This is a genomic window from Micromonospora sp. NPDC050417 (genome assembly GCF_044458865.1).
Taxonomy (GTDB): domain Bacteria; phylum Actinomycetota; class Actinomycetes; order Mycobacteriales; family Micromonosporaceae; genus Micromonospora_G.
The window spans coordinates 70,126-92,365 of record NZ_JBITIH010000013.1; the positions used below are offsets into that span (position 1 = coordinate 70,126).

Genomic DNA, 22,240 nt, shown 5'->3' on the forward strand with positions numbered 1-22,240 from the left:
CGGACGGGTGGTCGGGTCAGACCATCGGGGCGAAGAAGAACGTGTCGCGGCGACTGAAGCGGCCGTCGTCGGCGGCGACGAAGAAGTCCGCGAACCGGAGCTCGACGCGGCTGCCGTCGTTCAGCGTCCCCGCGAACTCGCCCCAGACCGCCACCCGTCGCCCGTCGGCGACCACGCTGCACAGCGTGTGGCGTCCCCGGCGGATGACCCGTTCGGCGCCGTAGAACTCGGCGAGTCGGTGGCGTCCGACCAGCGGCGGATACCCCGGCCGGTGGTACGTCGCGTCCCCGGTGAACAGGTCGAGCAACTCACCGAGATCGTTGTCGTCGACCACCGTGTAGTAGCGCTCGACCCGGCGGACGATCTCCCGCTCCTCGACGCTCATGCCGGCACCGCCACCGGCTCGCGCGGAGCTTCGTCGCGGGTGTCCGCCGGTTGCCGCAGGGGCGATCGGAGCAGCGCGAATCCGACCGCCAGTGCCGTGCAGAGCACCGCGAGGCCGGCGATGAACCAGATGCCGAGCCGACCCCCGGCGAGCGCGCCGGCCGCGAAGGGTCCGATCACGAACCCGAGCGAGACGGCACTGCTGTACGCCGCGTTGTAACGGCCCCGGGCTCCCGCTGGCGCCAGTGCGTTGACCAGGGTGGGCATGCCGGCGGCGAAGAACGTCTCCGCGACGGCGAAGACGCCTACGGCGGCCAGGAGCAGGCCGATCCGGACGGTTCCGTCGGTGACCGTTCCCGCCACCGACACCATGGCCCAGCTCACGGCCCAGAGCGCGGCGGCCACGGCCACGGCGTGGACGTGCCGGATCCGGGTGAGCACGTTGTGCAGCGTCACCTGGCTGGCGATGACGCACGCCGTGTTGACCGCGAACAGGATGCCGAGGCCGGCCGGGGTCACGGCCGCGTGGGTCGTCGCGAACACCGGGAGTCCGGATTCGAACTGTGCGTAGGTCGCGCAGAAGAGCAGTCCGCCCATGGCGAGCACGACCAGGAAGAGTGGGTGGCGGAAGACCACGGCGTACGAGGCGCCGGACGGTTCCACGGCGGCGGTGGCATCGGCGGGGGAGCGGCCGGCCGGGCTGCGCGTCAGGCGCGCGGTGGAGCGGGCACGGATGCCCAGGGCCACACCGATCGCCACGAGCAGACAACTGGCCGCGTCCGCGAGGTACAGGCCGCGGAACGTCAGCGGCGCGGAGACGGAGGCGATCGCGGCCCCGATCAGGGCGCCCGCCCCGCTGGCCAGGTTCGCGCCGGCGAGGTTGACGCTGAACACCACGGGGTGGGCCGAGGCGGGGGCGCTGTTGGCGTACATGGTGCTCCACGCCGCGCCACCGCCCGCACCGAGACCCACCAGTACGGCGGAGGCGATGAAGTGCCAGCCGGTGCCGGAGAACGCGTAGCCGACGATGCCGACCGTCTGCACCAGCAGGTACAGGATGGCGGTCAGTTCCGGACCGCGCTGGTCCGCCAGCCAGCCGGCGAACGGCGCGCCCAGCATCACACCGATCGAGGTGACCGCGACCGTGCTGGTCGCCACGGTGAGGTCAAGGCCGTGTACGTCGTGGACGTACACCACCATGAACGGCATGATCAGTCCGGTGCCGAGGTTGTTGAGCAGGCCCAGCAGCAGCAGGCGTTTGGTGATCGTGGGCAGGGCCCGTACGTCGGTAAGCACAGACATCGACGTGGTGTCTCCTTTCTCGTGACCGCGTACCAGCGGTGGGTCAGGACCGCACCCACACGGACCTGGTCAGACAGCGCAGCGCGCCGTCCGCGGCCAAGATGATCTTTATGGGTTGCTGGTCCGGAATGGTGAGCGCGGAGTCGGTGAGCCCGGCGAAGTCGACGACCCGTCGACCGCCCGGCGGCAACACGAAGGAGGCCCCGCCGGAGATCGAGCAGTGGAACCGCTCCTGGTGCTGGAAGGCGGCGCCGACGGCGACCGAGACCGGATGGTCGGCCGGGCCGGTGACCGTCACCGTCAACGTGAAGGGCGTACCGGCGCGCACCTCGGGCGGATTCGCGGTCGACACGGTCACCGCGCACGCCCCGGCCCCGGCCAGGACCTCGCCGCACCGGACGCAGACCTCGTAGGCGAGTTCCGGGCCGGCGCCCGCCGCTGGCCGGATCCGGTGCCGGATCAGCGCCGACGCGGAGCACTGCGGGCAGCTTGACGGCTCCGGCTCGGTCTCGCTCGACCACGGCTCGGGCCACCCGTCGGTGGCGGAGTAGAACGTCTGGCCGATCCACTCGGCCTCCCGCTCCACCAGGGCCGACTGGATCCGGGCCAGCTCGTCGACGGCCCCGTCGAAGGCCACCCGCGCGGCCACCGCCGCCGCGACGTGCTCCGCCTCCGCGCGTTGCCGCAGGGCGGCGACCGCCGTACGGTGCACGCCGTCCAGGGCCGTCCGATCGATCTTCCAACCGAGGGCCGGTAGCCCACGCAGACGGTCGAGCCACGGCCGTACCCGGGTTGTCCACGCCTCGTCCAGGTGGGACGGAGCAGGGTCGATGCGACCGCCGGTGCGCCCGGCCGCCGTGGTGACCACCCAGGACGAGTCGCCGTGCCGACGTGGTACGACCAACGGGCCGCCCTCGTCCGCCGGCAACAGGCCCGTGCCCCGCACCAGTTGTGCCGCACGCCGGGCGCGGACCGTCACCGTCCCGGCTGGCCCGGTCGGTGACGACGGCACGACCGTGGCCCCGCCGATGGCGTCGCCCACGACGGTGGTGGGCGCGACGGCGGTGGGCGCGGGGACCAGCCCGGCGTCGCCGAAGAGCCCGAGCCGGCCCACCCCGGCGCGGTCGACCGCGATCGCGCCGTTCATCTCGGCGAGCGCCGCGCCGAGGGAGAGCCCGGCCCGCACCAGGGACTGGAACAGTTGCCCCGCCCAGGGACTGCCGCCACGGGTGCCGACGGCACATGCCACCGCCAGCGCGGCACCCTCCAACATCGTCAACGGAATGGAGACGTCCGTACGGACACTGCCGGCGCCGACCTGGGCCGTACGGCAGCTGTCCAGCACCACGAACGCGGCATTGAGGTCGGCCGCGCGGAGGTGGTCCCGTACCGACACGTCGTCGCGCCAGCAGTGGTCGCCCTGCTGGCAGGCCGCCGGATGCTCGGACCACCCCGCGCCGACCTCGGGTAGGACGGCGAGCCGAGGCTGCTCTTCCGCCCGGCCACAGATGCCACCACCGTGGAGGTGCATCAGACAGTCCCGGGCATGCCCACGCCCCGCGAGCAGCGCGATCCCGGGTCTGAGCGCCGTGCGGAGCCCGGACGGGGTGAGCCGGGGGCCGGTCAGGCGGGCCAGCGCCCGGTCCGGCCGGCCGATGCCGTCCGGACCTCCGCTGGCGTCGTCGGCGAGTGCGTCGAACCACAGGTCGTCGCGGGTGGCCATGACGGTGGGGCCGTGCAGGAGGGTGCGGGCCACCAGGGCGCTCATCGACGCCAGGCTCCGTCCGGTGAGGAACCCGATCGGGGCGTCGTACGGGACCGCCGCCAGCACCTCCGGGGTCACCGACGCCGCGCCCGCCACGACCGTCACCGGACCGTTTCGCGCGGCGGCCGTCGCGTCCGCCATCGTGCCTCGCCGCAGCGCGCGACCAGACCCTCTGGCCAGCACCTCGGCCACCGGCGCGTACGCCTCGTCGCAGACGACGACCGTGCCGACCCACTGCCCGGCCGATTCCGGTACGGCCGCCGCCGGCAAGCCGTCCGATGTGTTCTCGGTCGTCGCCGGGGCTGCCTGGGTCAGGAGCCGCGTTGCGACGCCGGGCAGCACCGGAACCGGTGCCCCGATTCCGGCCATCTCCCGGGCGAGTGCGCCGTACTCCGCCACCCCGCTCGCCACGATCACCGTCCGCCCGGCGCCCCCGGGCGAGCTCCGATCCGCGATCAATGTCGATTCCAGCTCCACCTGTCCGCTCCTTCCCCCATGTCAGCCCGATCGCCGTCGCCGGCCAGTGCCACGCCTGACCTACGGCGCGATCGTGACCCCGTTCAGGCGGGGCGCGAGTTGCAGTTCACGGATGTCGCGCTGGCCCAACACCCACATCAGGTAGCGCTCGATGCCGAGGCCGAATCCGGACGTGCGCATGGGGCGCTCCTGCTTCATCCGCACGTACCACTCGTAGGAGTCCTCGGAGACCTCGTGGTGCGCGAGCGCGGCCCGGGTCTGCGCGCCGTCGACGTGCCGTTCACCGCAGCCGACGATCTCGCCGAGACCGAAGAGCAGGTCACCGTTGAGCGCCGTACGACGCTCCGCGTCGCCGTAACCCTGGTAGAACGGCACCGAGAGGTGGTCGTAGTGGGTGACCCAGAGGACCGGGCTCACCTCCTGTAGCAACCGCCGCTCACCGTGACGGGTCAGCGTCCGCCAGGAACCGTGCTGCCGGGTGGCCAGCGGGTCCCCGCCGAGCAACGTGACCGCCTCGTCGAAGGTGATCCGTGGGAAGGACTCCAGCTTGAGCATCTGGGTGAGGTGGTCGGTCGTCCCGGCCAGCGAAGCGACGGCGTCCGCGTGCTGGTCCAGGACGACTGAGGTCATCTCCCGGACGTACGCGTCAACGACGGCGATCACGTCGTCGAGCCCGCCGGGGATCTCCGCCTCGCTGTGGAAGAACTGGTTCAGGTGCGACTCGTCGCAGTCCTCGCCACGGAAGCTCGGCATCATGTACCAGGCACCTCGTGGGCTCAGCCGGCAGCCGTACTCGAGCATGAACTGCATGGAGTCGGCGAGGAACGTGCGTTCGCCGAACAGGTCCACCTCGACCGGCAGGGAATCGCTGCCCAGGCCCATGGGGCTGGAGATCGAGCCGGTGGTGATCGGCAGGTGCAGTGACTTCACGCCCCGCCGGGACCAGAAGCCCGTCGTACTCGTCGTCACCATGTCCTGCAGGTCGACGATCGTGCGGTAGAGCGGATTGTCGAGGATTTCGAGGAAGCGGTCCTTTGAGGGGCGCCATCCGCCGTGCGAGGTCCGTTCGATGGTAACGCTCATGCGGGGGTGTCTCCTTCAGCGTTGATGAATGATGTATCGGACGAGCTATTCCGGTGAATTGGGTTCCGGCGGCCCGGCGGTGAATGTGAATACCTGTTGGTCGCCCGTCCATCCGGCCAGGGGTTGGTGGTCGCGCAATCCCCGGTGACAGATGAGGTGAGCGAGGTCGGCGGCCTCCGCACCGGTCGGGGCCACGATGAAGAGCCAGATGTCCAGGTGGTCGGGGCCGGCGCGAACGTGTAGGTGCTCGAACCCCGACAGGCCGTCACCGGCCTCCAGGAGCGCCCGCTCGATCAGCGACCGGTCCAGACCCACCAGGAATTCGGGGCTCGGGGCGCGCAGGGTCAGATTAATTACGTACACGATCCCCGGTCCGGCATTGGCGCCGGACCGGCGGTGCCAGGGATTCGGTTCGGTCTTGTGACATCGGCATCGGCCCCCAAAGGCAACGAAATAGTTCCGGCTGCACCGGAGAAATCAGGTGCGTCGTTTCGCTGTGGTGAGGACCAGTCTCACGCTGTCGGTGTGGCGAAGGAAGTGTCCGCTCATGGCACCAACCGTCCTGGCAACAAGCGTCCTGGCGGGCCGCCGGCTGTCGACCGATGCTCGCTTCGGGAAACCATCGGCCGGGCATGGGGTGTTGACCAGGCGGGAACCGGTCGGTGGGTTGACGAGCTTTGTCGATGTGAGGTTGCCGGTGCTACGGCCGGACGCGCTGTCGGACATAGTGTCCGACTATATGTCCGACAGGCCCTCCGCCTGTCGCCCTACCCGCCCTCACGGAGGCAAAAGGATGACCCGTCCGGAAAGTCGGCCCACCCTTGTCATCGCCCACGGAGCCTGGCACCAGCCCGCAAGCTGGGCCGCTACCTGCGATGCGGTCGCCGAGCGTGGTTACCGGACGCGCGTGCCCGCGCTGCCGAGCGCCGGCAAGAATCCCGCTCCGACCGCGTCGATGTACGACGACGCCGAGGTGATCCGTCACGAGCTGAGCGAGATCGACGGGCCGGTCGTCGTGCTCGCACACTCGTACGGCGGCATTCCCGTCACCGAGGGCGTGGCGGGCGCGACCAATGTCTCCCACCTCGTCTACCTGGCCGCCTACATGCTCGACGCGGGCGAGTCGATGTACAGCTTCCACGGTATGGAGACGCCGAGCGACACCAGTGGCACCTTCCCGCTGATGGAGAACCCACGCGAGGCGTTCTACCACGACGTCGCCGACGAACTGGCGGACCAGGCACTCGGCCAGCTCGTCGAGCAGAGCCTGCGGTCGTTCGCGGACACGGTGACGACCGCCGCCTGGCAGGACATCTCCTCGACGTACCTGGTCTGCGGCGACGACCGGTCGATTCCTCCCGCGTTGCAGCAGACGATGGCGGCCCGGGCCACGGCCAGCCGCACCCTGGACACGGGGCACTCGCCCTACCTCGCGGCACCGCAACGGTTCGCCGCGCTGATCGACGAGATCATCCAGTCCGCGCCCGTCGCACGCTGATCGCCCGGCAGACGGAGAGCAGACCGTAGTCGGCGATGCTGACCTCGGACATCAGGCACGGTTACCCAGATCCGAGCAGGCTAGACGGCGTGAGCGGGGCAGGGGAGGAGTTGCGGCACCGGTCCGTACGGCAGCCCGGACGGGCCGGTGCCGGGTACGGGCGTGACCGCCCGTACCCGGCACCTCGTCGCGCTCGCCCGTCGACCAATCAGCCATGTCCGAGCGGTGCGTGCCCAACGCCCCTGGTGGGTCGGGCAGCCGTCATTCGTTCATGGTCAGTCGACGCGGCAGCCCTCGTCGGCCCGGTCGTTGCCACAGGGGCGGTTCCCGGTGATGACGGTCTTGTCGTCGACCTTGACCACGATTTCCGTCTCGGCGAGCCCGCCGGGCTCTCCGGCCGCACTGTTGTCAACTACCTTGCTCTTGAACAGGGACATCTGTCCCTGCTTGACGGCGATACCGCCACCCTTCGACTCGGGACCGAGTGCCTGGTTACGGCTGCTCTCGCTCTTGCGTACGAGGACGTTCGACTGTTCGGCGGAGATGCCGCCGCCGTCACCGCCCGTGGTGTTGGACGTGACGGTGCTGTCGTCGAGCGTCAGTAGGCCCTGGATGGTGGCGACTCCGCCGCCCGCCACCTCCGAGGTGTTGTGGCTGATCGTGAGGTCGCGAAGAGTGATCGTCGCGTCCTTGTTGACCACGCCGCCGCCGACCCTGGCGGTGTTGGCGGTGATCTTCGTCTGCCAGACCTTGGTCCGGGCCGCGACGCTGGCGACCCCACCGCCCTCTCCCGCCGTGTTGTGGGCGAAGGTGCTCTCGCTGAGGTCGGCCGCACCCTGGTAGTTGGCGAATCCGCCCCCGAATCCGCCGGCGCTGTTGTTGGTGAATTCCGACCCCTTCACCGTGAGAACGCCGCCGTTGAGCAGGCCCCCGCCCCTGCCCGCCCAGCCAGCGGCGCTGTTGCCGGCGAACTTGCTGTCGGTGAGGGTCAGGTGACCGTCGTTGAAGATCCCGCCGCCACCGCCCTCGCCGGCGAGGGCGGCATTGTCGGTGAAGGTGGCGTGCTCGACGACGGCGGTGCCACCGTGGTCGATCCGGATGCCACCGCCGCTCGCCGCCCGCCCGTTGGCGAGCGTGATGTTGCTCAGCTTCAGCTCGCCGCCGTCGCGGACGGTGAAGAAGCGGAACTCCTCGGCCGTGGCGTCCCGGGCGATGGTCGCGTCCGCGCCGTCGATCAGGATCGGTTGGTAGATCACCGGCAGGCCGGACCGTTCGCCGCCGCTCGCGTCACCGGGGTCGGCGTACGCGGTGAGGAGGTACGTGCACTTCGGCGCGAGTTTGAGGCTTCCGCCGCCCTCGGCGTTGGCCTGGGTGAGCGCGGCGACGAGTTCGGCGGAGTCGCAGGCTATCGACCGCACCTCGCTGTCCTCGTCCGGCTGGGGACTGTCCGGCTGGGGACTGTCCGACTGGCCGTCGCCGGGCGCCGGAGCGCTCTTTCCCGCCCGCATCGCGGTGAGGACCGTGGACGGTCGCTCCACTGTGGTGTGCTGCCGGCTCACCAACCGGTCGTTGACGAGGCTCGGGCCGGTGGCGGCGCTGCCTCCCGTGGCCAGGGCGAGACCGCTCAGGCCGGCCGCTCCTGCCACCACACTCCCTGCCACGAGTCCTGTAGCCAGACGCCATCGTCGCCCTGTCGGCTGGTCGGGACCTCTGTGGCTTGCTTGTAAACCGGACATGACGTTCTCCGCCTTTCCTGCCGGACACGGCCGTACCAACCTGGGTTCGCCGGCCACGCATCGTTGCGACCACCGAAAGTCACCTTACGGTGACCATTGGGGCAACCGGGGCTTATATGAGCGAAATCCATGTACTGCGTTAACGGCTCATCGCACACTTAAGGCTCGAATCGGACCAGGAGGCGTGAAAATCGTCGTCGTACAACAATCCACCCGGTGGGTCGCGGCCCAGAGCCTTGCTGTGGCCCTGGGGCCGATCCCGGCGGTTGCCGGCGCTGTGCGCGGCTGCCAAGCTCCAGCCATGAAACCGCTGCGACTGGTCGAACTGTCCCCGGGCGAGTACTCCCTCGTGCTGGATGCGGGAAGTACTGACGTGGACCACGTGATCGAGGAGTGCGGCCACGAACCCAACGGCTACTTCTGGGAGGGCGTCGTCCAGGTGCTGGTCAGCGCCGAGGCGCCGACGCTCGACGGGCGCTTCTCCTACAACTGCGAGGGAGGCATGTTCTGTGCCGACGGTACGGATCGGAACGTCCTCGAAGAACTGGCCACTCGGCTCGGCGCTCTCGCGACGGACGCCGAACGCATGCGGCGGTTGATCACTTCCGCGGAAGCGGACGGATTCGAGTTCGACGACTGATTCCGATCGGTGGCGGAGGACAGACCTCGAACGGCCCTCCGGAGGGAGGGCCGTTCGTCGTCCGGGTCGGTGATCCGCGTCGTCAGGTGCGGGAGGTTCCCGTCGCGGTGACGTCAGCCGACCGGCTGGGCGGCACCGTTCCAGACCGGGGGCGCGTACCCGGCCGGCTTGTCGCCGATCCCGAGACCCGGGCTCACGATCCAGGACTGGTACTCCGGGGTGAACATCGAGTAGAGCGAAGCGACAGGGGCGACACTGGCCTGGTCGAGTTGGCGGCGCGCCTGCGACGGAATCTCGAAGTCGAGTGCGGCCAGGTTGATGTCCAACTGCTCGACGCTGCTCGCCCCGATGATCACCGATCCGACGGCGGGTTGGGTCGCCACCCAGTTCACCGCCACCTGGGCCATGCTCCGCCCGAGTTCGTCGGCCACCCGTTCAAGCGTCTCGATCACCTGCCATGCCTGTTCGCTGACCGGTTGCCCGCCCGCGCCCGCGTCGCCGAGCCTTCCCGAGCCGGCGAGGCCGTCCCCGGTCCGCCGGTACTTGCCGGTGAGCAGGCCGCCGCCGATGGGACTCCAGGCGGTGAGCCCCAGCCCCAGGGCCTGTGCCATCGGCACGAACTCCGGCTCGATGCCCCGTGCCAGCAGGGAGTACGGCAGTTGCAGGTTGATCATCGGGGTGAGCGCGTGCGCCTCGGCGAAGCTCTGCGCCCGGGCGGCGTACCAGGCCGGTACGTCGGACAGGCCGGCGTACCGGATCTTGCCGGCGCGTACCAGGTCGTCGAAGGTTCGTACGACCTCCTCGACCGGGGTGATCCGGTCCCAGGTGTGCAGCAGGTACAGGTCGATGTAGTCGGTACCGAGCCGGCGCAGCGAGGCGTCGACCGAACGGATCATGTGTTTGCGGCCGTTACCGCTGGCGTTGGGGTCGCCGGGATCGGTGGTGTTGGTGAACTTGCTGGTCAGCACGAGCCGGTCGCGTACCCCGGCGGACGCGATCAGTCGGCCGAGGATCTGTTCACTCTCCCCGGCGGTGTAGAAGTCCGCCGTGTCGATGAAGTTTCCTCCTGCTTCCAGATAGCGCCGGAAGATCGGTTCGGCCTCCGCCTCGGTCTTGCCGTAGGCGGCGTGGAAGCCGCCGGTGCCGAAGTTCATCGTGCCGAGCGCCAGTCGGCTCACCCGTAGCCCGGACCGGCCGAGCAGGTAGTAGTCGTTCATCTCTCTGTGTCCCCACCGTGCTTGTTGGACGGCTTGCGGCCGGCCCGGACTGGACCGGCTGGTTCACCACCCTGCCTCAGCGAAATTGGACCGGCAAGTCCAAAACATTCGGGGTCGGGGTCGGGGTCGCGGGCTGAGGCGTCAGACCGACTACGGTCTGCGGTCAATCGGCCGGTGCGAAGTGTGTCGGATCATATGGCCGCCGCCCTGCCGCGCAGTGGTAGCAGCACTCGACCTCACCGTCGGCGTTGTACCACTCATGATCACCGCAGTCGGCCGTGCCCTTACCGGCCAGGCCACGGTTCACCAGGAACCACGGCAGGCTTGTCCGGATCTTCGTCCGCCACCGGAACCGTCCACGAGCTGTCCTGGTCATCGCCAGACCGTACGACGAGATCGACCCGACGGTGAAACCCGGGGACGTTGGTCGGTGTGGCTGGATGCCCCGGGTGTGGATGCTCGTGACGGCGGGCCGTTCACCGGTCGCACGTGAGGATTTCGGCTCCGTCGTCGGTGATGACGATCGTGTGCTCACTGTGCGCAGTCCGGCAGCCTGTCGCGCTTCGGAGTGTCCAGCCATCGGCATCGGTGACGAGCTTGGCGGTGTCCGCCATCACCCATGGCTCCAGTGCCAGCAGTAGCCCAGGGCGCAGTCGGTATCCGCGACCGGGCCGCCCCGTGTTCGGGATGTGCGGGTCCTGGTGCATCGTCGAACCGACGCCATGACCGCCGAACTCGGTGTTGATCGAATATCCCGCCCCGCTGAGGACCGCGCCGATGGCGTGGGAGATGTCGCCGATGCGGGCCCCCGGTCCGGCGGCGGCTATCCCCGCGCTCAATGCGCGCTCTGTCGCGTTGATCAGTGCGACGCTCTCCGTGGGCTTCGAGTCGCCCACGATGAAGCTGATGGCGGAGTCGGCGACAACGCTGCGGTGGGAGACGGCCAGGTCGAGCGTCAGCAGGTCGCCGTTGGCAAGCGTGTAGTCGTAGGGCAGTCCGTGGAGCACGGCGTCGTTGACCGAGGTGCAGATGTAGTGGCCGAACGGCCCGCGTCCGAAGGACGGCTCGTAGTCGACATAGCACGACTGCGCTCCGGCCTTGGTGATCATTTCCTGGGCCCACCGGTTGATGTCCTGGAGGTTCGTGCCGACCGCGCTGCGGCTCTTCAGGGTCTGCAGTATGCCGGCGACCAGGGCGCCTGCGGCCTTCGCTCGTGGCAGTTCGGTGGGGTTCAGGATTTCGATCATGGGGTGCCCTACTCGTGCAGCCAATAAGTATCCCGGCCATATTATCCCGGTACTAGAATCGGAGCCATGGTCAGGTTGCCGCTCACTCCCGAGGAGGTCGAGCGCGGACAGCGCCTCGGCGCCCTCCTGCGTCGAGCCAGGGGGGAGCGTTCGATGCTCGTTACCGCGCTGGCCGCAGGTGTCTCGCCGGAGACTCTTCGGAAGATCGAGTCCGGTCGGGTGGCCACCCCTGCCTTCCCGACCATCGCTGCGATCGCCGATGTCCTCGGCCTTTCCCTCGATGCGGTGTGGTCGGAGATCAACCAGCCCGACGGCGGGGCCGAACTCGCAAGATCAGGCCGCACCGCAGGTGTGCGGTTGGCCTCGTAGGTCGGTGTCCAGGTGGGCCAGCACGAAGTGCCTACCCGATGGTGACCACCCGCGCCCATTCGGGCGGCGCGTCAGGAACGTACTCGGGATCGTTCTCGTCCCAGGATCGGGCGGCCCGCTGTCGTGGAAAGAGCCCCACCACCGTCCGGCACGGTGGCCGTCTGGCCGGCCATGGGGTCTGGCCGTCGGTCAGGACCACCATGACGTCCGGCCGGGGCCGTGACCGGAGCGCCCTGGCGAAGCCCGCACGCAGATCGGTCCCGCCGCCACCGAGCAACGGGATGCCCTCGGCACGACAGAGAGGGTATGCGATCCGGGCCGCCGCATCACACGGCAGTACGGTGACCAGATCGCGCCGACCGCCTACCGCGCGGGCGATCGCGGCGACCTCAAGGAGCGCACTGCCCAGTTCGGCGTCGCTCACCGAGCCGGATGTGTCGATGACCACGGACACCCGGGGCGGTCTGCGCCGCAGGCTCGGCAGGACGACGCCTGGCAGGCCGACGGAGCGCCGCGACGGCCGGCCGTAGGTGTAGTCCTCACCCGCACCGGGGCCGGAGGCCGCCGAGCGAATTGCCGCCCCCAACAGGTCCCGCCACGGCTGCGGCGGGTGGAACGCCTCGTCCGCCCATCGCCGCCACCCTTTCGGGGCGTCGCCCGGGCGGGCGCTGAGGCCCTGTGCCACCCGGAACCGAACCGCGTCCCGTTCCTCCACGCCGAGCCCGTGCGCACCGTCGGGGTCCAGGTCCCATTCCCGCTCCAGCCCGTCGGCACCACTGCCACAGTCCAACCAGGCCAGATTCTGCGTGTGCGGCCCGAGTCGGAACAATCGCAGGTAGTCCTCCATCAGTTCCCCCTCGGGGAGCCCCAGAAGCGTCGGGTCGACGGCGCCCTCGGGGCGGGCCAGCCCCTCCCCGTACACGTCGTCGTTGATCTCGAAGTCGGCGGCGATGTTGATCCGCAGCCGTTCACCCGGTCCGGTCAGTCCGCGTTCGGCCGCCACCGCGTCGCCGCGCCCATGATGGTCGCGCAGCAGGTGTGAGACCTCGTGCACCCACACACCGGCCAACTCCTCCACCGGGGTCCGATCCACGAAGGCCGGCGAGACGTAGCACCGCCAGTGCCGGTCCACGGCCATCGTCGGCACCAGCCGCGACTCCACCGGGTGCAGTGCGAACAGTGCCGTGGCGAGGTAGGGCCGGACCCGGGCGGCGTGCAACCGGGCCGCGAAAAGCTTCTCCCGGTCCAGCTCGCCCGCCGTGCCGGGCTTCATCGTCCACCTGCGGCAGCCGCGACCCGTGCCGCCGCGTTGTCCGCCGGTCGGCTCAGGGACGCCACCCCGGCGAGCGCCTCGATGGACGCCGGTACGTCCCAGTCTGCCTGCCGCAGCGTGGCGAGGGTGGTCGCGGGGACGACCACCAGATCCGGGGCTCCGGTCTCCAACGCGCGGACCAGCAGGGCCCACGCCGCGTCCCACCGGGACTTTTCCGGGTGCTTCCGGATCGCCTCCACCACGCCATCGAGTACGGCTTGGCGCAGGTCCCCGCGTTGAGGCAGGTCGGCGGCGGCCGGGTCAGCCAGCAGCACCTCGGGGTCCGGCAGGTCCATCCGGTCCATGCCGGCCAGCAGTTCCAGCCCGGGGCCGTCGCCGACCGTCCCCCTGACCAGCATGGACAGCACGTCCCGAGAGGTGTCCGCCGCGGTGGCGAAGGCGATCAGACGCAGGGTCATCTCCCAACTGCGGGGCGACGGCCAGGGTCCGCCGCGACGGGCCTCGCTGTTCGGCAGCCGGTGCACGAGGGTCGGACGGGTGCCGAGGAATCCGCAGACCGCACGGCGGGCGAACGTCACAGCCACGGAAAGCCGTTCCGGATCGAGCCGGGGCAGCGACGCCCTGGGCCAGGTGCCACCGAGTCCGCGTACCACGACCTCGTGGTCGTGGGCCCACTGCAGGTGGACGAACCGATTGGCCAGCGGCGGGCTCAGCTCCCAGCCGTCGGCGGCGGAGGACCGGGGATTGGCCGCGGCGACGATCCGGATCCCGTCCGGTAGTCGCAGGGCACCGACCCGCCGTTCCAGCACAAGGCGGAGCAGGGCGGCCTGGACGGCCGGCGGCGCGGTGGACAACTCGTCGAGGAAGAGCAGCCCACGGCCGGCCCGGACCAGTCGTACGGCCCAGTCCGGCGGGGCCATCGGGACACCCTGTACGGCGGGATCGTCGCCGACCACTGGCAGGCCGGAGAAGTCGGACGGTTCGTGCACGCTGGCGATCACCGTGGTCAGTGGCAGGTCGAGGGATGCCGCGAGCTGTGTGAGGGCTGCGGTCTTGCCGATCCCCGGCTCTCCCCAGAGCAGCACCGGCAGGTCTGCGGCGACGGCCAGGGTCAGCGCCTCCAACTGCGGGTCGGTACGCGGCTCGGTGCCGGTGTCGTGAAGCAGGGCGAGCAGGTCGGCGGCGACGTCGAGCCGGCTGACGGGAGCCGGATCGGCGGATGTGCTCGGGATCGTGGACGGGGCGGCGGACGGTACGGACGTCAGCATGTTCATCACCTGTGGATTCGAGTGGGGGCCGGGTGCCGGCCGCGCAGGTCAGGTATCTGGGGTAGCCGTCAGAGCGGGAAGGCGACCCTGAGGTCAGCGGGGTGTCGCGTGACGCGGGTGGGTCCGGCGGTCGCGGGAGCGGTTGCCCGTCGGCAGGACCGGTGGAGGTCCGAGCCCGGCGAGTCCGGCCCGGAACATCCCGTGTGCGACCTGCCGGAGCGCCGCCGTCTCCAGTTCCTCCCGGAGCGCGCCGCCGCGCAGCAGCGCGTCGGGTCCGAGTAGACCCTCGACGGCCGCCAGGGCACCGGCGATGTCGCCGTGGTCCAGGCGCGCGCGGATGTCGACGAGGCCCGCCGGGTGTCGGTGCACCTCGTCGATCACTTGTAGGCAGGGCAGTGGGGTGCCGGTCAGCGAGGCCAGGAGTTCCTCGCGGCGGATCTCTGCCGGGTCGTGGTCGAGCGGGACGAGTACCCCGTTCACGAGCCCGATCCGGTGCTGGGCACCACGGCAGTCGACGAGGCGCGGACTCGCTCCGCCGTCCGGGATCGGCGGAGTGTCAGCCGGCCGGTGACCTGGCACGAGCGCGGGCGCCACCAGCGGGTGCAACTGGTCGGCCTCGATCAGCCCGGCGCGCAGCAACGCCAGGTCAGGTAGCACCCAGGTCGCGGCGTCGGGGAGTACCGGCAGGGCGGGATCGCCGCCGCCAGCGGCCGTCGTGATCCGTGGTGGGTCGGGCGGGTAGGCGTCCCCCGGTGCGGCCAGTTCCAGCAGCAACCGGTGTCGACCTCCGAGTCGTACGGTGACGCCGCCGCCGGCCCGTCCCTCGGCGCGGAGCAGTATCCCGACCTCGGCCGCCCACCGGTCCACGGCACAGTCGCGGGCCGGTGGACCGGTGCGTTCCGCGACCAGGAGGGGGTCGGCGGGCGGGAGATCCGCCCCGGACCGGACCCGCAGGTCGCCGCTCCTGCGGGCGTCCCAGAGGTGGCGGTGCAGGTCCAGGCGGAACCGGCGGTTTGGACGGGGATGTGGATGGGGTCGGGGCGCGGACCGGCTGCCGTCCCACAGGGCGAGGCTGAGCCGCTGACCGGCATCCGCCCAGGCGGGAGGGGTCCGGGCCACCAGGTGTACGCCGTCGCCCTGACCTGTCGGCCGGTACCGCGCCAGGGAGACGGTCAGCCCCGGGCGGAGCAGCCCGTCCGGCGCGATCCTCGGCATGTGCCAGCGGAGCAGGTCGGGAGCGAGGTGGCGGAGGTCGGCCCGGATCTGGGCGGCGAGTTCCTCGCCGTGGGAGCGAGCCACCGAGCGCAGATTGAGATCGACGTCGACGTGCGCGGCGGCGCACGCCCCGGCCCAGTCCCCGGCGGTGCGGCGGGCGGTCGCGGACTTGATCATGGAGGGCGGTACGGCGAATTCGCGTACGCGCAGCCAGAAGGCGAGGCGGGAATCTCCGTTCACGGTCCGGGAGTGCATCAGCACTCACCTTGCGTGTACGGGACCCCCAATCTACCGAAAGAGGTCTTCATCGCCGGGGAGCATACAAGGCGCGGTACCGGTGCGCCAGCCCTGGCACTGGCATGATCCGTTCATGGCGAACCCGTACCCCTTCCCGTCTCCGGTCCGTCTTGCCGGGGACGGTGTGCGGTTACGTGAGTGGACCGACGACGACCTGCCGGCGATGGTCGAGCTGTTCGACGAGGCCGAGGTGGCCCGGTGGACCCCGCTGGCGTCGCCATTCGACCTGGCCGCCGCGACCGCGTACCTGGCCCGGGCACGCACGGGACGGGCCAGCGGCCAACGGCTGCAACTGGCCGTCACCACCGACGGGCGCCGGCCGTTGGGCGAGGTCCTGCTCTTCGGCAGAGAACCGGGTGGACCAACCGAGGAACTGGGCTATTCGATCGGGGTCCGGCACCGTCGGCAGGGCCTGGCCCGAGGGGCGCTGGTGCTGCTCACCCGGTACGCCCACCGTGAACTGGGCCTGCAACGGGTGGTGCTGCGCATCGAACCGGCGAACGTCGCCAGCGAGGCGGTGGCGCGATCGGCGGGTTTCCGGCGTACGGAGGAGCCGCCGATGGTCAACGAGACCAATGGTGGATGGATCGTGTTGCACACCTGGGCCCATCTGGCCGAGTGAGGCAAGCGGGCGGTGGGGGTTGACCGGACCGAGCGCGGTGGAGCGGATCGCCCTCGTCCTGGCTGGCGTGGAGCCATGCGGGCTCGGCGCTATCACGCCACGACGTCAGCCCTGACCGCCGCCTCCGGAGCCCGAGGGAGGCGGCGACGCCGACGGCGCGTCGCGGATCTCGCCGAACATGCACGCCCGACGGGTGGAAGCCCGTCACTGGGAGAACGGTTACCGATCCACGTGTCGGCAAGTGCGGCTGTTTAGCCGCGACGACCCGCTGCCACCATTCTTGGAAGCGAGGAGTTCGCCGTCGAGTACGTTCGGCTACGGGCCCACGTCGTCATACGAGGTGTGGTCGATCCGGTGGCGATCGGGTTACCTGACGGACGGGTATGAGTAGGCGCTAATCCAATGTCGAGAAACCATATAGGATGCTCCGGCAGTCGGCGCCCGGCTTAGTTCCGTACACCCTGTTGTCTGATACCACATCCGCGTCATCGCATTCCGATGGCGCGTGCAATGCTGCCTGCCCTCTGGCACCGCAATCCCTCGTCTGTTCACTTCGGAGGTATCAAGTGGCCTGGTTTATTGGCCAGTCGCTCCCCGTCATCTTGGCCGCCTTCTCCCTGGGTCTTCTCGTGGGTTGGCTCGTCTGGGGCAACCGGAAGTCGTCACCGGTAGCAAGCCAGGGGGAATCCGTTGCCGTGGCGGATAGGGAGAGCGACGCCGTGGTCGCTCCGGGTGAATCCGTGCCGGCGGCCGGGGTAGTGACAGCAGGGAAAGCGGAAGAGCGTCAGGTGCCGATCGGGGCGGTGTCATCCGAGCCCAGACCGACCGCCGAGGTGGGCTTGCCGCGGGAGCACGGGCCGGCGACCGCCACGGGACTCGCCGGCGGGGCCGGTTCACTGGCACCTGACGACAGTGCCGACGACGACCTGGAACGCATCGAGGGCATAGGTCCGAAGATGGCCGCCGCACTCCGGGCCGCCGGCATCGGCAGCTTCCGGCAGCTCGCCGACACTGACGACGGTACGCGGCGTGCGGCCATCGAGGCTGCCGGGCTCAGCTTCGCACCCAGCCTGGTCACCTGGGGTCGCCAGGCCCAGTTGCTCGCAGACGGTGACGAGACCGCCTTCGTCGAACTCACCGAGCGTCTGGTGGCCGGCCGGGACACGGGACGGGCCTGATCATGAAGAAGAACGCGGAGCAGAGGTTCAACCCACTGGTCGGGCTCGTCGTGGCCCTTGTCGGCATGGTCGTTCTACTCGTGGCACAGCACATCCCGAACCGTCACGGGATGGAGGAAAACCTGACCCAGCGCTCGGAACAGGCACTACGCTCCGCCGGCCTGCCCCAGGTGCGGGTCACGTTCACCGGACGGGACGGAAGGTTGGAGGCCGGTTCGGCCACCGAAGCCGAACGGGCACTCGACATCGTGCGGGCGCTGGACGGCGTACGTGCCGCCGAGGCCGAGGTGCCGCCGAGTCTGGAAACCGCCGTCATGCCCGCACCGCCGTCCGTGCTTCTCGCGCTGACCGGTGGCAAGGTATCGATCAGTGGCACGGTTCCCACCGAGGACTCGCGTACCACACTGGTCGCGGCGACGGTCGCCGCCTTCGGCGTCGAGGCGGTCGACAACCGTCTGACGGTCGACGACGCGGTGACCGACGCGGCGCTCTCCGGCCTGCCCGGCCTACTGCGGGCACTCGGCAGGGACACGTTCGACATGAGGGCGGAGCTGACCGGCGGGACGCTGAACCTGGCTGGCACGGTCCCGTCGGAGGCGCGAAAGGTCGCCGTGCTCGCGTCGGCCCGGGACACCGGAGCGGCGGTGGTCGACGGACTCCGGGTTCCCGACGTCCAACGCCAGTTGACAAGCCTGCCTCCGTTGCGGTTCTCCTTCGGAAGCGCCGCGCTCACGCCCGCCACCCGGGCGAGCCTGGTCAAGATTGGTCAGGTGCTCAACGCCAACCCGAGTACGCGAATCCAAGTCGACGGGCACACCGACTCGGTCGGCTCGGCCAGGTTCAACCTCGCGCTCAGCCGCGACCGGGCCGAGGCGGTGCTCGACTTCCTGCGAGAACAGGGCGTCACCGCCGATCGCTTGGACACCAAGGGCTACGGCGAGAGTCGGCCCAAACTGTCCAACACCTCCAGCGCCAACCGGGCGGTCAATCGGCGAGTGGAGCTTGTCGTCATGTGACCCGTCCGTCGCGACCGTGGGAACCGGGATGGGAGGTGGAGGCCGGCGGCCCCACCTCCCACCGGCCTGCCCCGACGCATCCGGACGGCCCACGCCGTGTCGACGTCTGGACGCCTCCGTTCACCAGCTGTGCAGCGTCCCGTCCTCAAGTCGGTTGACCGGCAGGGACGCCGGCCGGTACGGGAAGGTGGCGGCGAGTTTCTCGTCGATGTCGACACCGAGTCCGGGTGCCTCGGACGGGAGGAGGTAGCCGTTCTCGAAGCGGTAGTCGTGCGGGAAGACGGCGTCGGTCTCCTCGGTGTGCCGCATGTACTCCTGCAGGCCGAAGTTGGGGATGCTGATGTCGAGGTGAAGCGCGGCGGACATGCAGACGGGGGAGAGGTCGGTGGCGCCGTGTGATCCGCTGCGTACGTGGTACAGCGCGGCCAGGTCGAAGATCCGGCGCAGGTGGCTGATCCCGCCGGCGTGCACCACCGTGGCCCGTACGTAGTCGATGAGCTGCTCGGAGATGAGCTGCTGACAGTCCCAGACGGTGTTGAACACCTCGCCGACCGCGATCGGGGTGGTGGTGTGCTGGCGGATCAGCCGGAAACCCTCCTGTAGTTCCGCTGGCACCGGGTCCTCCATCCAGGTCAGCGCGTACGGCTCCAGGCTGCGCCCGAGCCGTCCCGCCTCGATCGGGGTGAGCCGGTGGTGCACGTCGTGCAGCAGCTTCAACTCCGGCCCGAACTCCTCCCGGACGCGGGCGAAGACGGTCGGGGTGTGTGCGAGATACCGCTCGGTCGACCAGGTCGCCTCGGACGCGATCGCCGCGTCGGCGGGCTCGTAGAACATCCGGTCCTTGCCCACCCCGTACGTGGTGCGCAGGCCGGGCACGCTGGTCTGGACCCGTACCGCGCGGTAGCCCAGGTCCCGGTAGCGCGCGACCTCCTCCAGCACACCGCCGACGGTTTCCGCGTTCGCGTGGCCGTACACGGTCACGCCCTCGCGGGACCGCCCGCCGAGCAGTCGGTAGACGGGAAGGCCGGCGACCTTGCCCAGGATGTCCCAGAGCGCGGTGTCGACCGCGGCGATGGCGCTCATGGTGACCGGGCCGCGCCGCCAGTAGGCACCCTTGTAGAGGTACTGCCAGGTGTCCTCGATCCGGGCCGAGTCGCGGCCGATCAGGGCCGGCACCACGTGGTCGGTCAGATAACTGGCGACGGCGAGTTCGCGGCCGTTGAGGGTGGCGTCGCCGACCCCGCTGACCCCGTCCTCGGTGATCAGCTTGAGCGTGACGAAGTTGCGGCCCGGCGAGGTGATGATCACGCGGGCGTCGACGATTCTGCCTGCCACGGCTACCGTTCCTCCTCTGCCCGGACCGCCGACCGTGGCGGGATCCGATCAGTGGGAGCCGGGCCTTTTCCGAAGGCTATCCGTGCCCGGGGCGGGTGCACAAACAGGACGAGGCGCGATCGTCGTCGATCGAAGAGGAAGACGTCCGTGATTGTGTACTAGGATTTGATCATGATTACTCCACGCTCTGCGGACATCCACGCGGCGTGGTTGCCGTCGGAGGCGTTTCGCGCCATCGGCTCGCGCCGCGTCCTCGTCTCCGGTCCCGGCACAGGGGTGGAGACGGTGTTACGCGAGGTCGGGCAGGCCTGCGCGCAACACGGCGGCAGCGTACGGAGGCATTCGCCACCGTTGGTCGCCGAGCGGTCCTCGGAGGGTGCCGACAGCGCCTCGTACGACCTCGTGCTCGCGCTTGCCACCGACCGGGCACTGCCGGTCGAGACGGCGGCCCGCGCCGACCTCCGGCGCCACCAGGGCGAGGGTACGGACACTCTCGGCGAAGAGGGCTTCGCGCTCGTTCGGCACGGTGACGTCACGATAGTCCTGGCCGACCAACCGGCCGGACTGCTCTACGGCCTGTTCCACGTGGTCCGGCTCGGCGAGTCGGCCTTCGGCCCGGCACACCCGATCGAGGTGCACCGGCCGGCGATGCGACTGCGGATCGCCAACCACTGGGACAACATCGACGTGCATCCGGTGATGGGTCAGGTCGAACGCGGCTACGCGGGCGGATCGCTCTTCTGGCGCGACGGCGCGCTCCGCCACGACCTCACCCGGGTCGGCGACTACGCCCGGCTCCTGGCCGCCTGCGGCATCAACGCCATCACCGTGAACAACGTGAACGTGCACGTCACCGAGGCCCACCTGCTGACCACCCGGCTCGGCGACGTCGCCGCCATCGCGGACCTCGTGCGACCGTACGGGATCCGTGTGCACCTGTCGGTCAACTTCGCCTCCCCGGTCACTCTTGGCGGGATGCCCACCGCCGACCCGCTGGAGGAGGACGTACGGGCCTGGTGGACCGAGACCACCCGGCGGGTGTACGAGACGATCCCCGACTTCGGCGGGTACGTGGTGAAGGCCGACTCCGAGGGGCAGCCCGGCCCCTTCGCGTACGGACGCAGTCACGCCGACGGCGCGAACCTGCTCGCCGAGGCCCTGGCCCCGTTCGGCGGAGTCGTGCACTGGCGTGCCTTCGTCTACAACCACCGCCAGGACTGGCGTGACCGCTCGACCGACCGCGCACGCGCGGCGTACGACCACTTCGCCCCCCTCGACGGACAGTTCCGCGACAACGTGATCCTGCAGGTGAAGCATGGTCCGATGGACTTCCAGACGCGGGAGCCGGTGTCGCCGGTGATCGCGGCCATGCCCGGCACCCGGCTCGCGGTGGAGTTCCAGGCGACGCAGGAATACACCGGCCAGCAGCGGCACGTGTGTTACCTGGGCCCGTGGTGGAGCGAACTGCTCCACTTCGCACCCTGGGGCGTCGGCCGCGACACCGTCGCCGACGTCGCCGCCCACGGATCGGCGAGCGGCGCCGTCTCGGCCGGGCCGGGAGGCGGCCTCGTCGTCGTCTCCAACGTGGGCGACGACCCGTTCTGGACCGGACACCCACTGGCCCAGGCCAACCTGTACGCCTTCGGCCGGCTCGCCTGGTCGCCGGAGCTCGACCCGGTGGCCGTGCTCGACGAGTGGATCGACCTCACCTTCGTACCATCGGCGACCACCGACCCTGACCTGCTCCGACGGACGCTGCACGAGGTGATGGACGACTCCTGGCAGACCTATGAGCGCTACACCGCCCCGCTCGGCGTCGGATTCATGGTCCGTCCCGGGCACCATTACGGCCCCGACGTGGACGGGTACGAGTACACACCGTGGGGCACCTACCACTTCGCCGACCGGGACGGCGTCGGGGTGGACCGGACCCGCGGCTCGGGCACCGGGTTCACCGGCCAGTACCCGTCGCCGTGGTCAGACCGGTACGAGTCGCCCCGGGACTGCCCCGACGAGCTGCTGCTCTTCTTCCACCACGTGCCCTACGGGCACCTGCTCCAGAGCGGGTCGACGGTCATCCAGCACATCTACGACACCCACTTCGCCGGCGCCGAGCAGGTGGTGCAGACGCGGCGACGGTGGGAGCGGGTCGCCGGACTGGTCGATCCGGCGGTGCACGCCAGGGTGACCGAGCGTCTCGACGAGCAGGTGCGCAGCGCGCAGGAGTGGCGCGACCAGGTCAACACCTACTTCTTCCGTAAGTCCGGGGTGCCTGACGCCCACGGGCGCCGCATCCACTGACACGGGAGCCGGGAGGC

The 22,240-nt window shown here is 70.1% G+C and carries 20 protein-coding genes; 7 read left to right on the forward strand and 13 right to left on the reverse strand.

From position 1 onward, the window contains the following. Positions 1 to 16: 16 nt before the first annotated feature. The 5 genes from ACIBF5_RS18195 to ACIBF5_RS18215 are packed head-to-tail and all read right to left on the reverse strand — an operon-like array spanning position 17 to position 5,374. A complete protein-coding gene (locus ACIBF5_RS18195; protein ID WP_396812977.1) occupies positions 17 to 385 on the reverse strand; it encodes a nuclear transport factor 2 family protein in 369 nt (122 codons plus the stop codon). Continuing rightward, positions 382 to 1,686, reverse strand: a complete 1,305-nt coding sequence (locus ACIBF5_RS18200; protein WP_396812979.1) for an MFS transporter — start codon at positions 1,684 to 1,686, stop codon at positions 382 to 384. The genes ACIBF5_RS18195 and ACIBF5_RS18200 overlap by 4 nt, the downstream gene beginning before the upstream one ends. A 43-nt stretch (positions 1,687 to 1,729) precedes the next feature. Beyond that, positions 1,730 to 3,928, reverse strand: coding sequence for a hypothetical protein (locus tag ACIBF5_RS18205; protein WP_396812981.1), 2,199 nt, complete (start codon positions 3,926 to 3,928; stop codon positions 1,730 to 1,732). Positions 3,929 to 3,988: 60 nt separating this feature from the next. Beyond that, a complete protein-coding gene (locus ACIBF5_RS18210; RefSeq protein ID WP_396812983.1) occupies positions 3,989 to 5,011 on the reverse strand; it encodes an amino acid--tRNA ligase-related protein in 1,023 nt (340 codons plus the stop codon). A 45-nt stretch (positions 5,012 to 5,056) separates the two neighbouring features. Next, positions 5,057 to 5,374, reverse strand: a complete 318-nt coding sequence (locus tag ACIBF5_RS18215; protein ID WP_396812985.1) for a hypothetical protein — start codon at positions 5,372 to 5,374, stop codon at positions 5,057 to 5,059. Positions 5,375 to 5,804: 430 nt separating this feature from the next. Between ACIBF5_RS18215 and ACIBF5_RS18220 the strand changes: the two genes are divergently transcribed. Further along, entirely contained in the window at positions 5,805 to 6,509 is a 705-nt protein-coding gene (locus ACIBF5_RS18220; protein WP_396812987.1) for an alpha/beta hydrolase, read from the forward strand. A gap of 275 nt (positions 6,510 to 6,784) precedes the next feature. On the opposite strand, the gene ACIBF5_RS18225 is transcribed toward ACIBF5_RS18220, so the two are convergent. Next, complete coding sequence (locus tag ACIBF5_RS18225; protein ID WP_396812989.1) at positions 6,785 to 8,155, reverse strand: right-handed parallel beta-helix repeat-containing protein; 1,371 nt, start codon at positions 8,153 to 8,155, stop codon at positions 6,785 to 6,787. Between the two features lie 391 nt (positions 8,156 to 8,546). Here ACIBF5_RS18225 and ACIBF5_RS18230 point away from each other — a divergent pair, with 391 nt between their 5' ends. Further along, positions 8,547 to 8,885: an Imm51 family immunity protein gene (locus ACIBF5_RS18230; protein ID WP_396812991.1), complete on the forward strand. Its 339-nt coding sequence runs from the start codon at positions 8,547 to 8,549 to the stop codon at positions 8,883 to 8,885. 113 nt (positions 8,886 to 8,998) lie between these two features. On the opposite strand, the gene ACIBF5_RS18235 is transcribed toward ACIBF5_RS18230, so the two are convergent. The 3 genes from ACIBF5_RS18235 to map form a co-directional block, all read right to left on the reverse strand. Further along, complete coding sequence (locus ACIBF5_RS18235) at positions 8,999 to 10,102, reverse strand: aldo/keto reductase (protein WP_396812993.1); 1,104 nt, start codon at positions 10,100 to 10,102, stop codon at positions 8,999 to 9,001. Positions 10,103 to 10,265: 163 nt separating this feature from the next. Next, complete coding sequence (locus ACIBF5_RS18240; protein ID WP_396812995.1) at positions 10,266 to 10,478, reverse strand: hypothetical protein; 213 nt, start codon at positions 10,476 to 10,478, stop codon at positions 10,266 to 10,268. 100 nt (positions 10,479 to 10,578) lie between these two features. Beyond that, on the reverse strand, positions 10,579 to 11,349 hold the full coding sequence (map, locus tag ACIBF5_RS18245) for a type I methionyl aminopeptidase (RefSeq protein ID WP_396812997.1): 771 nt from the start codon (positions 11,347 to 11,349) through the stop codon (positions 10,579 to 10,581). A gap of 66 nt (positions 11,350 to 11,415) precedes the next feature. Here map and ACIBF5_RS18250 point away from each other — a divergent pair, with 66 nt between their 5' ends. Further along, positions 11,416 to 11,718 carry a helix-turn-helix transcriptional regulator gene (locus tag ACIBF5_RS18250; RefSeq protein ID WP_396812999.1) on the forward strand — a complete coding sequence of 101 codons (303 nt, stop codon included), beginning with the start codon at positions 11,416 to 11,418 and terminating at the stop codon, positions 11,716 to 11,718. A 31-nt stretch (positions 11,719 to 11,749) separates the two neighbouring features. Here the strand turns inward: ACIBF5_RS18250 and ACIBF5_RS18255 are convergent, their stop codons facing one another. From ACIBF5_RS18255 to ACIBF5_RS18265, 3 genes are all read right to left on the reverse strand, one after another. Next, complete coding sequence (locus ACIBF5_RS18255) at positions 11,750 to 12,991, reverse strand: VWA-like domain-containing protein (RefSeq protein ID WP_396813001.1); 1,242 nt, start codon at positions 12,989 to 12,991, stop codon at positions 11,750 to 11,752. After that, positions 12,988 to 14,259 carry an AAA family ATPase gene (locus ACIBF5_RS18260; protein WP_396813003.1) on the reverse strand — a complete coding sequence of 424 codons (1,272 nt, stop codon included), beginning with the start codon at positions 14,257 to 14,259 and terminating at the stop codon, positions 12,988 to 12,990. The genes ACIBF5_RS18255 and ACIBF5_RS18260 overlap by 4 nt, the downstream gene beginning before the upstream one ends. A gap of 93 nt (positions 14,260 to 14,352) precedes the next feature. After that, entirely contained in the window at positions 14,353 to 15,729 is a 1,377-nt protein-coding gene (locus ACIBF5_RS18265; protein ID WP_396813005.1) for a hypothetical protein, read from the reverse strand. 115 nt (positions 15,730 to 15,844) lie between these two features. Here ACIBF5_RS18265 and ACIBF5_RS18270 point away from each other — a divergent pair, with 115 nt between their 5' ends. The 3 genes from ACIBF5_RS18270 (at position 15,845) to ACIBF5_RS18280 (ending at position 18,587) form a co-directional block, all read left to right on the forward strand. Further along, positions 15,845 to 16,393 (forward strand): GNAT family N-acetyltransferase, encoded by a 549-nt coding sequence (locus tag ACIBF5_RS18270; RefSeq protein ID WP_396813007.1) that lies wholly within the window; start codon positions 15,845 to 15,847, stop codon positions 16,391 to 16,393. Between the two features lie 833 nt (positions 16,394 to 17,226). Next, on the forward strand, positions 17,227 to 17,571 hold the full coding sequence (locus tag ACIBF5_RS18275) for a helix-hairpin-helix domain-containing protein (RefSeq protein ID WP_396813009.1): 345 nt from the start codon (positions 17,227 to 17,229) through the stop codon (positions 17,569 to 17,571). Positions 17,572 to 17,573: 2 nt separating this feature from the next. Continuing rightward, a complete protein-coding gene (locus ACIBF5_RS18280; RefSeq protein WP_396813011.1) occupies positions 17,574 to 18,587 on the forward strand; it encodes an OmpA family protein in 1,014 nt (337 codons plus the stop codon). A 120-nt stretch (positions 18,588 to 18,707) separates the two neighbouring features. Here ACIBF5_RS18280 and manD read toward each other — a convergent pair whose 3' ends face one another. Then, positions 18,708 to 19,922, reverse strand: a complete 1,215-nt coding sequence (gene manD / locus ACIBF5_RS18285) for a D-mannonate dehydratase ManD (protein ID WP_396813012.1) — start codon at positions 19,920 to 19,922, stop codon at positions 18,708 to 18,710. Between the two features lie 171 nt (positions 19,923 to 20,093). Here manD and ACIBF5_RS18290 point away from each other — a divergent pair, with 171 nt between their 5' ends. After that, complete coding sequence (locus ACIBF5_RS18290; RefSeq protein ID WP_396813014.1) at positions 20,094 to 22,223, forward strand: alpha-glucuronidase; 2,130 nt, start codon at positions 20,094 to 20,096, stop codon at positions 22,221 to 22,223. The last annotated feature ends 17 nt before the right edge of the window (positions 22,224 to 22,240 follow it).